The 13,409-nt window shown below is 72.1% G+C and carries 13 protein-coding genes; 6 read left to right on the top strand and 7 right to left on the bottom strand.

Features of this window, described 5'->3' with window-relative positions:
• Positions 1 to 8 precede the first annotated feature (8 nt).
• Complete coding sequence (locus tag AB0B86_RS29365; protein WP_357406430.1) at positions 9 to 1,109, top strand: ionic transporter y4hA; 1,101 nt, start codon at positions 9 to 11, stop codon at positions 1,107 to 1,109.
• A gap of 8 nt (positions 1,110 to 1,117) precedes the next feature.
• Here the strand turns inward: AB0B86_RS29365 and AB0B86_RS29360 are convergent, their stop codons facing one another.
• Together AB0B86_RS29360 and AB0B86_RS29355 are read right to left on the bottom strand one after the other, a co-directional pair.
• Positions 1,118 to 2,371: a sigma-70 family RNA polymerase sigma factor gene (locus tag AB0B86_RS29360; protein WP_357406383.1), complete on the bottom strand. Its 1,254-nt coding sequence runs from the start codon at positions 2,369 to 2,371 to the stop codon at positions 1,118 to 1,120.
• Positions 2,372 to 2,374: 3 nt separating this feature from the next.
• A complete protein-coding gene (locus AB0B86_RS29355) occupies positions 2,375 to 2,767 on the bottom strand; it encodes a YciI family protein (RefSeq protein WP_357406432.1) in 393 nt (130 codons plus the stop codon).
• A 289-nt stretch (positions 2,768 to 3,056) separates the two neighbouring features.
• Between AB0B86_RS29355 and AB0B86_RS29350 the strand changes: the two genes are divergently transcribed.
• Together AB0B86_RS29350 and AB0B86_RS29345 are read left to right on the top strand one after the other, a co-directional pair.
• Positions 3,057 to 3,800, top strand: a complete 744-nt coding sequence (locus AB0B86_RS29350) for a neutral zinc metallopeptidase (protein ID WP_357406384.1) — start codon at positions 3,057 to 3,059, stop codon at positions 3,798 to 3,800.
• Positions 3,801 to 3,920: 120 nt separating this feature from the next.
• The gene (locus AB0B86_RS29345; protein WP_357420241.1) at positions 3,921 to 4,577 is read left to right on the top strand and encodes an HAD family phosphatase; all 657 of its coding nucleotides are present in this window, start codon (positions 3,921 to 3,923) and stop codon (positions 4,575 to 4,577) included.
• Between the two features lie 84 nt (positions 4,578 to 4,661).
• Here AB0B86_RS29345 and AB0B86_RS29340 read toward each other — a convergent pair whose 3' ends face one another.
• The 4 genes from AB0B86_RS29340 to AB0B86_RS29325 all read right to left on the bottom strand — a co-directional run bounded on the left by AB0B86_RS29340 (position 4,662) and on the right by AB0B86_RS29325 (position 10,155).
• Positions 4,662 to 7,217 carry an FtsX-like permease family protein gene (locus tag AB0B86_RS29340; RefSeq protein WP_357420223.1) on the bottom strand — a complete coding sequence of 852 codons (2,556 nt, stop codon included), beginning with the start codon at positions 7,215 to 7,217 and terminating at the stop codon, positions 4,662 to 4,664.
• Positions 7,217 to 7,984, bottom strand: coding sequence for an ABC transporter ATP-binding protein (locus AB0B86_RS29335; RefSeq protein WP_357406388.1), 768 nt, complete (start codon positions 7,982 to 7,984; stop codon positions 7,217 to 7,219). Before AB0B86_RS29335 ends, AB0B86_RS29340 begins: the two co-directional genes overlap by 1 nt.
• A gap of 353 nt (positions 7,985 to 8,337) precedes the next feature.
• Positions 8,338 to 9,024: a response regulator transcription factor gene (locus tag AB0B86_RS29330; RefSeq protein WP_357406390.1), complete on the bottom strand. Its 687-nt coding sequence runs from the start codon at positions 9,022 to 9,024 to the stop codon at positions 8,338 to 8,340.
• Between the two features lie 216 nt (positions 9,025 to 9,240).
• Positions 9,241 to 10,155 (bottom strand): PD-(D/E)XK nuclease family protein, encoded by a 915-nt coding sequence (locus tag AB0B86_RS29325; RefSeq protein ID WP_357406392.1) that lies wholly within the window; start codon positions 10,153 to 10,155, stop codon positions 9,241 to 9,243.
• A 77-nt stretch (positions 10,156 to 10,232) separates the two neighbouring features.
• Here AB0B86_RS29325 and AB0B86_RS29320 point away from each other — a divergent pair, with 77 nt between their 5' ends.
• The 3 genes from AB0B86_RS29320 to AB0B86_RS29310 are packed head-to-tail and all read left to right on the top strand — an operon-like array spanning position 10,233 to position 13,001.
• Positions 10,233 to 11,387, top strand: a complete 1,155-nt coding sequence (locus AB0B86_RS29320) for a M50 family metallopeptidase (protein WP_357406394.1) — start codon at positions 10,233 to 10,235, stop codon at positions 11,385 to 11,387.
• 44 nt (positions 11,388 to 11,431) lie between these two features.
• A complete protein-coding gene (locus AB0B86_RS29315; protein ID WP_357406437.1) occupies positions 11,432 to 12,382 on the top strand; it encodes a tRNA (adenine-N1)-methyltransferase in 951 nt (316 codons plus the stop codon).
• 46 nt (positions 12,383 to 12,428) lie between these two features.
• Positions 12,429 to 13,001, top strand: coding sequence for a hypothetical protein (locus AB0B86_RS29310; protein ID WP_355029057.1), 573 nt, complete (start codon positions 12,429 to 12,431; stop codon positions 12,999 to 13,001).
• Between the two features lie 77 nt (positions 13,002 to 13,078).
• On the opposite strand, the gene AB0B86_RS29305 is transcribed toward AB0B86_RS29310, so the two are convergent.
• Complete coding sequence (locus tag AB0B86_RS29305; RefSeq protein WP_357406396.1) at positions 13,079 to 13,372, bottom strand: ferredoxin; 294 nt, start codon at positions 13,370 to 13,372, stop codon at positions 13,079 to 13,081.
• Positions 13,373 to 13,409 lie beyond the last annotated feature (37 nt).

Here is a 13,409-nt window from a genome sequence, read left to right as displayed (position 1 = left end):
TGTACGACATGGCCACCCTGTTTCGCTCCCGGATGACCGACTGGACCGTCGCCGTACCCGTGCTCGCCGTGCTCGTGCTGATCGTCACCTGGGGGCGGAGTCTGCCCGGGCCCGTCATCGTGGTGGTCGCGGTGCTGCTCGGCGGCGCGGTGCTCGCGGCCGTGCACCACGCGGAGGTGGTCGCCCACCGGGTGGGAGAGCCCTACGGCTCACTGGTGCTCGCCGTCGCGGTCACCGTGATCGAGGTCGCCCTCATCGTCACGCTGATGATCAGCGGCCCGGAGAAGACCCAGTCGCTCGCCCGCGACACAGTGTTCGCCGCTGTCATGATCACCTGTAACGGCATCCTCGGCCTGTCGTTGCTGCTCGGGGCGCTGCGCCGACGCGTCGCCGTGTTCAATCCGGAGGGCACCGGCGGTGCGCTGGCCACCGTGGTCACCCTGGCCACGCTGAGTCTGGTCATCCCGACCTTCACCACGGCCCGGCCCGGCCCGGAGTTCAGCCCGGCCCAACTCACCTTCGCCGCCGTCGCGTCGCTGGCCCTGTACGGGCTGTTCGTGCTCGTGCAGACCGGCCGGCACCGCGACTACTTCCTGCCGGTCGACAGTCAGGGCCAGGTGATCGACGCCGAGGAGCACGCCAAGCCACCGACGACCCGCGCGGCGCTGATCAGCCTGGGGCTGCTGCTGGTGGCGTTGATCGCGGTGGTGGGCGACGCGAAGACCGTCTCACCGACAATCGAGGCCGGCGTCGCCGCCGCGAACCTGCCGCACGCGTTCGTCGGTGTGATCATCGCCCTGCTGGTGCTGCTGCCGGAGACCCTCGCTGCCGCCCGCGCCGCGCGCCGCGACCGCGTACAGATAAGTCTGAACCTCGCGCTCGGTTCCGCGATGGCAAGCATCGGCCTGACCATCCCGGTCATCGCCATCGCCTCGATCTGGCTGGACGGCCCCCTGCTGCTCGGCCTCGGCGGCACCCAGCTCGCCCTGCTCGCGCTGACCGCGGTGACCGCGGTGCTCACCGTCGTGCCGGGCCGGGCCAACGTCCTCCAGGGCGGCGTCCACCTGGTGTTGCTCGCCGCCTTCGTCTTCCTGGCCGCGAGCCCCTGACCCCGCCGTCACCGCGATCCGTCACCCGCCGCCAGGCGGTCCGCGCGGGCGTTCAGGTAGCGCTGCTGCGCCAGGTTCGTCGAGCGCGCCGCCGCCATCCGGTACGCCTCCCGTGCCGCATCCCGCTCACCGACCATCTCCCACAGGTGGGCGCGGGCGGCCGGGAGTCGGGGATCGTCGGCGAGGCGGACGTCGCCCGCCAGGCCGGCGAGCAGCGCCAGGCCGGCCGACGCGCCCCTGCTCATCGCCACCGCCACGGCATGGTTCAGCGCCACCACCGGGTTGTCGCAGATGCCCAGCAGCACCTCGTACAGGGCGGTGATCTGCGCCCAGTCGGTGTCCTGCGCGCGGGGCGCCTCGTCGTGCACGGCGGCGATCGCGGCCTGTACCTGGTACGCCCCGACCACCCCGCCCGGTAGCGCCGCGGTGATCAGCGCGACCCCCTCGGCGATCTGCTCGGCCCGCCATCGGCCGCGGTCCTGCTCGGCCATCGGCACCAACTCGCCGTGCGGGCCGATCCGGGCCGGAGCGCGGGCGTCGGTGAGCAGCATCAACGCGAGCAGGCCGGTGACCTCCGCGTCCTCCGGTAGCAGCCGGTGCATGAGGCGGGCCAGCCGGATCGCCTCGGCGCTCAGGTCGGCGCGCAGCAAGCCGGGGCCGGCCGTGCGCGCGTACCCCTCGGTGAAGATCAGGTAAAGCACGTGCAGCACGGCGGCGAGCTGGTCGACGCGCTCCGCGCCGGTGGGCGGCGCGAACCGCAACCCGGTGTCGCGGATCCGCTGCTTTCCCCGGCTGATCCGCCGGGTCATCGTCGCCTCCGGCACCAGGAACGCGCGGGCCACCTCGGCGGTGCTCAGCCCACCCACCGCGCGCAGCGTGAGCGCGATCTGCGATGCCGGTGAGAGGGCCGGATGGCAGCAGAGGAACAGCAGGATGAGCGTGTCGTCGGCGTCCGCCGGCGGTTGATCGGCCGCCGGGGCGCGCCACTGCTCCGGCAGCGCCCACCGGGCCACCCTGTCCTCCCGCCGCATCCGGGCCTGCTCGTGGCGCAGCAGGTCGGTCAGCCGGCGGGACGCCACGGTGATCAACCAGCGACGGGGACTCTCCGGTACGCCGTCGCGCGGCCACCGGTCCGTTGCGGCGATCAGTGCCTCCTGCACGGCGTCCTCGGCGGTGTCGAAGTGCCCGTAGCGGCGCACCAGCGCGCCGAGGACCTGCGGCGCCAGTTCGCGCAGCAGGTCCTCGACGGGCAGCTCAGACACCTGTCAGCCGGCCAGGTCCTCGACGCCGTCCAGCACCGGCCGCACGTCCACGTAACCGCCGGGCGCGTCCGGGTCGACCAGGCCGGCGGCGATCTCGGTGGCCCGGTCGAAGCTGGCGCACTCCACGATCGTGTAACCCGCGAGGACCTCCTGCGTCTCCGGGTACGGGCCGTCGGTGACCACGGGTGCGCCCGCACGCACCTGCACCCGGCGGGCGTGTGCCGGCGCACTCAGGCCGCGCGCGTCGACCAACTCCCCGGACTCGGCCAGCGCCTGGTGCACGGTCTCCATGTGCGTGTGCATCGCCGCGACCTGCTCGGCCGACATGGCCGGCCGGTCGGTCGCCCGACCGGACAGCACGTCGTAGTCCTGTTGCGAGCCGAACAGCAGAATCATGTACTTCACGGGTGTTCCCTCCTGTCGCCGGCACCGCCTCCGGTGCCGCCCACCAGAAACGTCGAAGCCCAACCCCCCACCCGGACACCCACCCACCCCAGTCTCCGCCCCGGTGATCAAGAGGCTCGCGTCATGCCGACCGGCGTGTCGTGACGCCGACCTCTTGATCACGGGGGAGGGAGGCGGTTCCGGGGTGAACCATGTGGCGCTGGTGTGCGTGGAAGTGGTGCGTGGCGGTCGTATCGTCGGGGTACTGCGTCAGGGCAGGACCGACGCCAGGGGAGGCACAGTGGGGGCACTGTCGGGACACAACGTCCGAGGCCCGTTGGCGGGTCTGGTGATCGCCGCCCTGGTGTCGCTCGCCTGCGCCGGCGGCGGGCTGGCCGAGCCGGCGGGTGAGAGTCCCACCCGGGACCGGTCGCCGGCAGCTCCGGCGCCGAGCACCACCCGGGCCGACAGCACCACAAGCGTCGCCGAGTTCAAGCAGGACGTCGCCGACGCACAGGACGTCGCCGAGCGGTACTGGGCGGCCCAGTTCAAGGAGTCCGGGCAGCGGTTCCAACCGATCCGGCGGATCACCCCCTACCAACGGGCGGGTGAGGTGTCGTGCGGGGGCCAGCCGCTGCCCCGCAACAACGCCGTCTACTGCTCGCAGGGCGACTTCATCGCGTACGACGTCGCCTGGTCGGTAGCGGCGTTCCGCCAGGTCGGTGACGCGTTCGTGTTCTACCTGCTCGGCCACGAGTACGCCCACGGCATCCAGGTGCGGCTCGGCATCAACTACAGCTTCACCATCCAGCAGGAGTTGCAGGCGGACTGCATGGCCGGTGCGTACCTCGGCGACTCGGTGCGCGCCGAGGCCCTGACCCTGGCCGAAGGTGACCTCGACGAGTTCCGCGAAGGGTTGGCGGCCGTCGGCGACGACCCGGATCAGCCGTGGTTCGCGGAGGGGTCGCACGGCACCGCCGAGCAGCGCACCGACTCGTTCTTCCGGGGCTACGAGCGCTCACTTGCGGCCTGCGACCTGGGCTGAGCGGGTTGCCCGGATCACGCCGGTGCCCGTCGCGGCCACCGGCGGTGACCTGGCCTGGCAGGATCGCCGGTGTCGGACACGACCCTGGAGGATCCGCTGAGCAGCCACCACCCCGCCGCCGTGCTCTTCGACATGGACGGCACGCTCGTCGACAGCGAGAAGCTGTGGGACGTCGCGCTGCAGGAACTCGCCCGTGAGTACGGCGGGGAGCTGTCCGAGGACGCCCGTCGGTCGATCGTCGGCACCGCCATGGCCGAGTCGATGCGCATCCTGCACGACGACCTGGGGCAGCCCGAACGGGATCCGGAGATCAGCACGGCGTTGATCAACGCCCGGATCCTGGAGCTGTTCCGCACCGGTCTGCCCTGGCGGCCCGGCGCGTTCGAGCTGCTACACGCGGTCCGCGCGGCGGGAATCCCCAGCGCGCTTGTCACCTCCAGCCCCCGGGCGCTTGTCGAGATCGCCCTGGACACCCTGGGCCGGGACAACTTCGACACAGTGGTCGCCGGCGACGAGGTCGTCGCGGCCAAACCGCACCCCGAGCCCTACCTGACCGCCGCCCGGCTGCTGGGCGTGCCGATCGAGCGTTGCGTGGCGATCGAGGACTCGCCGACCGGGGTGGCCAGCGCGCTCGCCTCCGGCGCGGCGGTGCTTGCCGTACCGGCGGAGGTGGCGCTCGCGCGCACTGTCGGCGTACACCAGGTGCGGAGCCTGGCCGACGTGGACCTGGATCTGCTCGCGGCGCTGCTTGCCGACCGGACCGCGGCGACGGGCTGAGCGGCCGGCACGGTCCGCGGATGGCGCCCGGAACGGCCGACGCCCCCGCTCGCACGTGCCGAGCGGGGGCGTCGCCGCAACCGATCAGTCGTGGGCGATGGCGCCCAGCACGTTGATCCGGGCCGCCCGGATGGCCGGCAGCACCGCGGCCACCACGCCGATGAGCGCGGCGAGAACGAGGAAGGCGACCATCTGCCCCCAGGGCAGGTTCAGGTCGGTGATGCCCTCGTCCTTGAGCGCCTCGACCACCGCGGCGCCGAGGCCGGTGCCGACCGCCACGCCCAGCAGCGCGCCGAACACGGAGATCACCACCGCCTCCACGGTGATCATGCCCATCGTCTGGCCGCGGCGCAGGCCGATCGCCCGCAGCAGACCCAGCTCGCGGGTCCGTTCCAACACCGACAGGGCCAAGGTGTTGACGATGCCGAGCCCGGCGATGATGAGGGCCAGCCCCAACAGGATCTTGATCATTGTGAGCAGCCCGTCGAGCTGACCGGTCTGCTGCTTGACGAACGCGTCCCGGTCGGCCACCGACACCTCGGGGCTGTCCGCCAGCAGCGTCTCCACCTGGGGCTGCACGTCGGCGACCCGGGCACCGGGGGCGAGTTGGATGAAGCCCTGGATGGGCTGCGGGATGGTGAAGTCCTTCGCGGCCTGCACCGGCAGCGTCACCGGGTTGGTCAACTGGGACGACTCGTAGATGCCGCTGACGGTGTACGTCCGCGCCTCGCCCCGGGGCAGTTGCACCTTGACCGTCGAGCCCACCGACCAGCCCCGCGAGGTGGCCGTGTCCGAGCTGGCCAGCATCTGGGTCGGACCGAGCCGGTCGATGTCGCCGGCGGTGGCCTTCGCTCCGAAGATCTGCCGCAGCGACGCGATGTCACTGCTCGCCGCGACCCAGGTGCTCTGGCCGTCGACCTTCGCCATGTCGCCGTACTCGCCGTCGACCAACTGCACGCCGGGCAGGGCCTTCGCCTGGTCCAGCACACCCGGGTCGAAGCTCGGCGGACGCGGACCGCCCTGCTGACCGGAGATCACCAGCTCGGCCTTGATGGTGTCCTCGGCGAGCGCGCTGATGCTGCTCTTGGCCGAGTCGAGGATCACCGTGATGCCGGTGATCAGCGCGACGCCGACCATCAGCGCCGCGGCGGTGATCGCGGTGCGGCGCGGGTTGCGCCCGGAGTTGAGCCGGCCCAGCTTGCCCGGCACCGACCAGGAGAAGATCGCGCCGAGCAGGGTCACCACCGGCCGGCTGATCAGCGGAGTCAGCAGCGCCACGCCGATGAAGGAGAACAGCACCCCACCGAGGATTGTGGAAAGCGTCTGCCCGCCGGCGTTGCCGCTGAGCCCGAGGAAGAGCAGCACCGCGCCGATGGCGGTGACCACCGACCCGGCCACGGTGACCTTGGTCAGCGGCCGGTCCGGCGTGGCCACGTCCTGCATGGCCGCGATCGGCGGGATCCGCGACGCCCGCAGCGCCGGCAGCAGCGCCGCGACCACAGTGATGAGCAGCCCGATGGCGAACGCCCCGATCACCGCCGCCGCCGGCACACCGATCCCGGCCAGCGTCAGGCCACCGGCGAGCTTGCCGAACAGGAAGGCCAGCAGCGCCCCCACACCGATGCCGGCGGCGAGACCGAGGACCGAGGCGATCAGGCCGACAGTGATGGCCTCCAGCACCACCGAACCGATGATCTGCCGCCCGCTGGCCCCGATGGCGCGCATCAACGCCAACTCGCGGGTGCGCTGGGCCACGATGATCGAGAAGGTGTTGAGGATCAGGAACGTGGCGACAAGCAGCGCCACCGCGGCGAAGCCGAGCAGGATCTTGTTGAAGAAGGACAGGCCCTCCTTCAGGCCGGCCGAGGCGTCCGCGGCCACCTGCTCACCGGTCTTCACGTCGAAGGCCGGGCCCAGGGCGCGGGCCACGTCGTCGCGCAGCCGCTCGTCGGAGACGCCGCCGGCGGCGTTCACTGTGATGCTGCTGAACGTGTCCGGTTCGCGGAGCATCAGCCGCTGCGCCACCGGCGTGGTGAAGAAGACCTCGTTGACCCCGCCGATCGAATCCCGGTTACCGCTGTAACCCATGATCCCGACCAGTGTGAAGTCCCGCTTCTTCGACTCGAACGCGGTGAGCACCCCGACCTTCTGGCCGACCTGCACCTTCGCGGCCGTGGCCAACGACTTGTTGACCACGATCTCGTCCTCGGCCTGCGGCCCGCGCCCCTCCCGCAACTGCATCAGCTCGGTCTCGCCGATCCAGTTCTCGCCAAGCTGCGGCGGGCCGAACGAGGTGATCACCTTGCCGTTGCTGCCGATCACGCGAGCGCCGTCGGCGTTGACGATGCCGGTCGCCGAGGCCACCCCCGACACCTGCTTGACCTGCTCCACCACGGCGGCGGGCAGCGGGGCCGAGGTCTGCTCGCCCTCCATTTCGCTGAGTTCCACGTTCGGTTTCGCCGCGACGTTCACGTCGATCTCGGAGAACCCGTCGGCGAAGACCGAGTCGAACGAACGGCCAAGCGTGTCGGTCAACACGAAGGCACCGGAGACGAACATCACCCCGAGCACCACCGCCAGACCGGACAGGATCAGCCGGACCTTTCGGGCCAGCAGACTCTTCAGTGTCGCCCGGAACATCAGTTGCCCACCTCGGCCGGAGTGTCCAGCTTCTTCATCGTGTCCAGCACCGTCTCGGCGGTCGGCTCGATCAACTCCGAGACGATCTGCCCGTCGGCGAGGAAGACCACCCGATCGGCGTACGCGGCGGCGGTCGGGTCGTGGGTGACCATCACGATCGTCTGGCCGTGCTCGCGGACCGAGCTCCGCAGGAAGTTGAGCACCTCCGCGCCGGAGCGCGAGTCCAGATTGCCGGTCGGCTCGTCCGCGAAGATCACCTCTGGGCGGGAGACCAGGGCCCGTGCACACGCCACCCGCTGCTGCTGCCCGCCGGAGAGCTGCGCCGGCCGGTGGTCCAGCCGGTCGCGCAGACCAACAGTGGAGATCACCGTGTCGTACCAGGCCGGGTCCGGCTTGCGCCCGGCGATCGACAACGGCAGCAGGATGTTCTCCTTGGCGGTAAGCGTGGGCAGCAGGTTGAACTGCTGGAAGATGAAGCCCACCTTGTCGCGGCGCAGCTTCGTCAACCCCGCGTCGCCCAGCCCGGTGACCGTCGTCTCACCGATCGACACCGTCCCCCGGGTCACCGAGTCCAGCCCGGCCAGGCAGTGCATAAGCGTCGACTTGCCCGAACCGGACGGCCCCATGATCGCGGTGAACCGGCCACGTTCGAACTCTGCGCTGACCCCCCGCAGCGCGATGACCTGAGCCTCGCCGCTGCCGTACACCTTCCACACGTCGTTCGCCCGGGCCGCGGCCTGCGCCTGCTGGCCTACCGTCGCGGTCACGTCATCTACCTCTTCCGTCTGTCCGTATGCTCGCGCCGCCCCCCGATGGTCCGGCGCGACTGTTCCATCATCGGCGCTGCTCACGCCCGTTCCGTCCGCCCACGGGGGGACCCGGGACGGATTTCCCGCTGCGGGTGGCCCCCGATGTCGGATCAGGGTTGCCCCTGATCCGACGGCCGGTCGATCCGTTTCCCACGACCGGCGACGGCGCCGAACCCGATCCGCCCCGCACATCACAGGAGGGTCAACCGCGCCGAGCCGTCTCCGGTCACGGTAGGTGAGCACGGCAACCAGGCCGTCCCTCCGCGGAGGGATCCTCGACTACGCCGGGTGGGGTAGCCGCCGGACGGTCGCTACGCCCTGGGGCGGACCAAGCCCGACTCGTACGCCAGCACCACGGCCTGCACCCGGTCGCGCAGGCGCAGCTTCGTCAGCAGGCGCCCGACGTGGGTCTTCACAGTGGTTTCGCTCACCGACAGCGCCGCCGCGATCTCGGCGTTGGACAACCCCCGAGCCACCTGCACCAGCACCTCGCGTTCCCGGTCGGTGAGCGCGTCGAGCACCGGCGCGGGCGTCGCCGCCGGATCGGGCAGCAGGTCCGCGAAGCGCTCCAACAGCCGCCGCAGGATCCGCGGCGAGACCACCGCGTCCCCGCCGGCCACCGTGCGGATCGCCGCGATCAGCTCCTCGGCGGGCACGTCCTTGGCCAGGAACCCGCTGGCGCCCGCGCGCAGCGCCCCCACCACGTACTCGTCCAGGTCGAAGGTGGTGAGCACCAGCACCCGCACCGGCAGCCGGGACTCGACGATGGCCCGGGTCGCGGCCACCCCGTCCATCCGGGGCATCCGGATGTCCATCAGCACGACGTCGGGCAACAGCCGCCGGGACAGCTCCACCGCCTCCACACCGTCGCCGGCCTCGGCCACCACGTCCAGGTCGCCCTCGGCCCCCAGCACCATCCGGAAGCCGGTGCGCAGCAGCGGCTGGTCGTCGGCGAGCAGGATCCGCACCGGCCGCGCCGGGGCCACCCGATCCGTCATCTCGTCTCCCGTCGCGCCGACGTCGTGCCCGCACCGCTCATCCTCGCGTACGGCGGCCGATGCGTAGCGGACACGCCAGTGGCCGACCCGGTGCCGGTACCGATCGACGCGGCACCGCTCCGTCGGCGCTGCCGGTCAGCCGGGCGCCGAGACGGCTGGACGCGGTAGGGAACCGGCCCACCCCCGCGGCGGGCCCGAACGGCCCGCCGCAGGTGGTCACTCGTCGGCGCCGGGCACCACCGGCGCGGACCGGGCGTCGCGCAGCGGATCGGCGTTCGCCGCCGAGACCGGGAACGGCGGCGGGGTGCCGCCGAAGCTCGGGCACAGCGCCTGGTGACTGCACCAGTCACAGAGCCGGCTCGGTCGGGGTCGGAAATCCTGCCGGGCGGTGGCCTGCTCGATCGCCCGCCACAGCGCCACCACCGTGCGCTCGAAGCGGACCAGCTCGTCAGCGTCCGGCGTGTAGTCCAACACCTCGGCGTCGCGCAGGTAGAGCAACCGCAGCACCCGGGGCACCACCCCCCGGGTGCGCCACAACACCAGGGCGTAGAACTTGAGCTGGAACAGCGCCCGCGCCTCGAACGCCTCCCGCGGCGCGCCACCGGTCTTGTAGTCGACCACCCGCAGCGCGCCGTCCGGAGCGACGTCGAGCCGGTCGAGATAACCCCGGATCAGCAGCTCCTCGTCGACCACCGCCGAGATCAGGCTCTCCCGCTCGGCCGGCTCCAGCCGGGTCGGATCCTCCACCGCGAAGTAGCCCTCCAACAGCCCGGCCGCCGACCGCAGGAACTCCACCGGACCGGCCGGCTCGGCGCCGTCGAAGATCCCGGCCAGCTCCGGCTGCTCGGTCACCAGCCGATCCCACTGGGGCGCCACCAGGTCGCCGGCCGCCGCCGGCGTGCGGCCCGGCGCGGGCAGGTCGAACAGGCGCTCCAGCACCGCGTGCACGAGCGTGCCGCGGGCCTGCTCGATAGTGGTGCGCTCGGGCAGCCGGTCGATGCTGCGGAACCGGTAGAGCAGCGGGCAGGTCTTGAAATCCGCCGCCCGCGACGGCGACAACGAGGCCCGCACCGTCGGCGGCGCCTGCGCCGGGGAGGTGGGCTGGGTGGTGGTGACCGGTTCCGCCGTCATGTCGGGAAAGGTTAGGGCACCGGTGTGACACCGACCGCCGCCCGCCCCGCACGACGACGGTCCGTAGCATCGTGGCGATGGAGCAGACCCCCCGGCCACCGCGCCGACCCGACCGGCGTCCCGGCCTGAACGTCGGCCGGGTGTTCGGAGTGCCGCTGCACCTCAACGGCTCGATGGTCCTGCTCGCGGTGCTCATCGCCGTCCTGTACGCCGAATTCGCCCGCCGCCAGCTCGATCTGCCGCAGATCAGCGGCTACCTGATCGGCTTCGGGTTCGTGGTGTCGTTGCTCGGCTCGGTGCTGCTGCACGAGCTGGGCCACGCCCTCACCGCCCGCCGGTACGGCATCGGTGTGCGGGGAATCACCCTGGAGCTGCTCGGCGGCTACACCGAGATGGACCGGGACGCCCCGTCGCCCCGGGTCGACCTGCTTGTCTCGCTGGCCGGCCCGGCGGTCTCCGCGGTGCTCGGAGTCGTCGCGGTCGCCGCCACCCTCGCCCTGCCCGAGCGGACGGTGGCGCACCAACTCGCCTTCCAACTCGCGGTGAGCAACGTCATCGTCGCGCTGTTCAACAGTCTGCCCGGGCTGCCACTCGACGGCGGCCGGGCACTGCGCGCCGCGGTGTGGGGGCTGACCCAGGACCGGCACCTCGGCACCGAGGTCGCCGGCTGGGCCGGCCGGGTCGTCGCCGTCGGCACCGCCGCCCTGGTCGGGCTGCTGACCGTGACCGACTATCTGGCGCCGCTGGCGCTGCCGCTGATGCTGCTTGTCGCCGTCACCCTCTGGCGGGGCGCCGGGCAGGCGATCCGGGCCGCCCGGGTCAGCCGCCGGTTCCCGCTCATCGACCTCTCCCGGCTGGCCCGCCCGGTCTGGCCGGTGACCACCGGCACGCCCCTGGCCGAGGCCCAGCGCCGCCGCGCCGACGGTGGGCAGCCGGCCGCGGCCCTGCTGGTCACCGACTCCACCGGCCGTCCGGTCGCGCTCGTCGACCCGGTCGCCGCCGACGCGGTTCCGGTCGACCGCCGACCATGGCTGGCGGTGGACGCCGTAGCCCGCGCCCTGGGCACCCTTCCCGCGTTGGCGATCGGCTGGGACGGCGAGCGGGTGATGGAGGCCGTACAGACCCACCCGGGCGCGCAGTACGTGGTGACGTCAGGCGAAGATGTCGTCGGCATTCTGCACATCGCGGACCTCGCACAGCTCCTCGAACCCAACCGGAAGATGACACAGTGACCGCAACTCCCTCCACCGTCGGAGCCGACCCCACCACCCCGGCGCTGACACCCGTGCACCGTGGGCCGTTCCGGCCCGGCGACCGGGTGCAGCTGACCGACCCCAAGGGGCGGATGCACACCGTGACGCTGGAGCCCGGCAAGGAGTTCCACACCCACCGCGGCATCCTGGCGCACGACGCGCTGATCGGGCTCCCCGACGGCAGCGTGGTGACCACCGCCGGTGGCGGCACCGCGTTCCTCGCGCTGCGGCCCCTCCTGTCGGACTATGTGCTGTCCATGCCCCGCGGCGCTCAGGTGATCTACCCGAAGGACTCGGCGCAGATCGTCGCGATGGGTGACATCTTCCCCGGCGCGAAGGTCCTGGAGGCCGGCGCCGGCTCCGGCGCGTTGAGCTGCTCCCTGTTGCGGGCCGTCGGCACCGAGGGCGAACTGCACTCGTTCGAGCTGCGCGACGACTTCGCCCAGATCGCCAAGCGCAACGTCGAGGCGTTCTTCAACGGGCCGCACCCGTCGTGGCACCTGCACGTCGGTGATGTCGCCCAGTGCCAGGAGACCGGCTTCGACCGGATCATCCTGGACATGCTGACCCCCTGGGAAACTCTCGACATGGTCGAGCGGGCGTTGGTCCCCGGCGGGGTGTTCATCGGCTACGTCGCCACCACGCCGCAGCTGTCCGAGCTGGTGGAGGCGCTGCGCGAGCGCGGCGGCTGGACCGAGCCGCGCGCCTGGGAGTCCCTGGTGCGCGACTGGCACGCCGAGGGCCTCGCCGTCCGACCGGACCACCGGATGATCGCGCACACCGCGTTCCTGGTGTCCGCGCGCAAGCTGGCCCCCGGGGTCACCGCGCCGCCGCGCCGCCGCAAGCCCAGCAAGGGCACCGAGGCGTACGCGCAGCGCCGCCAGGACCTGCGCGCGGCGGAGGCGGCCCGACAGGCCGCCGCCCTGGCGACGGATGAGCAGCCCAACGGTACGGGGGAGATGGACAGGCCGTGACCATCGAGCTGGCCGGCGGCACCGCCGAGCAGGGGGAGGCGCTGGTATGAGCCGACCGGGCTACGGCGGCGGTGACCTCCCCGCGGTCTTTCCCGACTGGTCGCCCTACCAGGATCTGGAATCGGCGGCCCGGGCCTACCTGCGCGACCCGGACGTCGCCCTGGAGGCGCTCGGCGGCGTGCTGCGCGGCGCGTCGGTGCTCGGCTTCACGCTGGAACGCTTCGTCAACGAGGTGAACGGCGTGTGGCAGGAGGTCGTCGTCTGCGACGGCAGCCGGTTGATCCTCTGGCACGGCGAGGACGTGCCTCCGGAGGAGGGCCCACCGGGATCGATGACCTCGTCGTTGCGGGTGGTGCCGGTCTCCACCGTCACCGAGGTCGGCTGCCGGCGGCGGCTCAACCGCGCCGACAGCGGCGAGATCCGGGTCGACAGCATCGATGTCTACCTGCTGCTGACCTCACTCGACGAGGCGCCGCCGAGCGAGGAGATGGTGGGTACGCCACGGCACGACGCGCTGCGCTTCGGCAAGACCCTCGACGACGGCGGGGCCGGGCAGATCGCCCGGCTGGAGGAGTTCGCGCGGCTGGTCGCCTCGGTGGTCGGCCGGCCGATGCTCTGAGGCGTACCCCTGTCGTGCTTTGGGGCGTGCCCCGGTGTCGGGACCGGCCGGGCCACGTGGCCCGGCCGGCGACCGGCTCAGTCTTCCTCGGCGTCCGGACCGGCGACCTCGACACCGTCGCCGCGCACCACGTGGATGCAGTCGCCCGGGCACTCCTTCGCGGAGTCGATCACCTCGAGCCGCAGGTGCGCGGGCACGTCGACGCGGCTGCCCGGCGTCGCCAGCAGCTCACCGTCGGCACCCTTGACGTACGCCAGGCCGTCGATGTCGAACTCGAAGACCTCCGGCGCGTACTGCACGCAGAGCCCATCGCCCGTGCACAGATCCTGGTCCACCCAGACCTGCAGCTGATCGGTCGCGACCTCGGTCACCGGCGCACCCCCCATGTTCTCCCGTCCTACACTCCGA

Source organism: Micromonospora sp. NPDC049047, assembly GCF_040649135.1.
Lineage (GTDB): Bacteria > Actinomycetota > Actinomycetes > Mycobacteriales > Micromonosporaceae > Micromonospora.
The sequence above is the reverse complement of the archived record's forward strand: the minus strand, read 5'-3'. Positions and strand labels throughout refer to the sequence as shown.

What these genes read in the sequence shown, in the direction of transcription:
- AB0B86_RS29365 (WP_357406430.1), top strand. Translation starts at nt 9, where the DNA reads ATGGCCACCCTGTTTCGCTCCCGGATGACCGACTGGACCGTCGCCGTA.
- AB0B86_RS29355 (WP_357406432.1), bottom strand. Translation starts at nt 2,767, where the DNA reads ATGATTCTGCTGTTCGGCTCGCAACAGGACTACGACGTGCTGTCCGGT.
- AB0B86_RS29340 (WP_357420223.1), bottom strand. Translation starts at nt 7,217, where the DNA reads ATGTTCCGGGCGACACTGAAGAGTCTGCTGGCCCGAAAGGTCCGGCTG.
- AB0B86_RS29330 (WP_357406390.1), bottom strand. Translation starts at nt 9,024, where the DNA reads ATGACGGATCGGGTGGCCCCGGCGCGGCCGGTGCGGATCCTGCTCGCC.
- AB0B86_RS29325 (WP_357406392.1), bottom strand. Translation starts at nt 10,155, where the DNA reads ATGACGGCGGAACCGGTCACCACCACCCAGCCCACCTCCCCGGCGCAG.
- AB0B86_RS29320 (WP_357406394.1), top strand. Translation starts at nt 10,233, where the DNA reads ATGGAGCAGACCCCCCGGCCACCGCGCCGACCCGACCGGCGTCCCGGC.
- AB0B86_RS29310 (WP_355029057.1), top strand. Translation starts at nt 12,429, where the DNA reads ATGAGCCGACCGGGCTACGGCGGCGGTGACCTCCCCGCGGTCTTTCCC.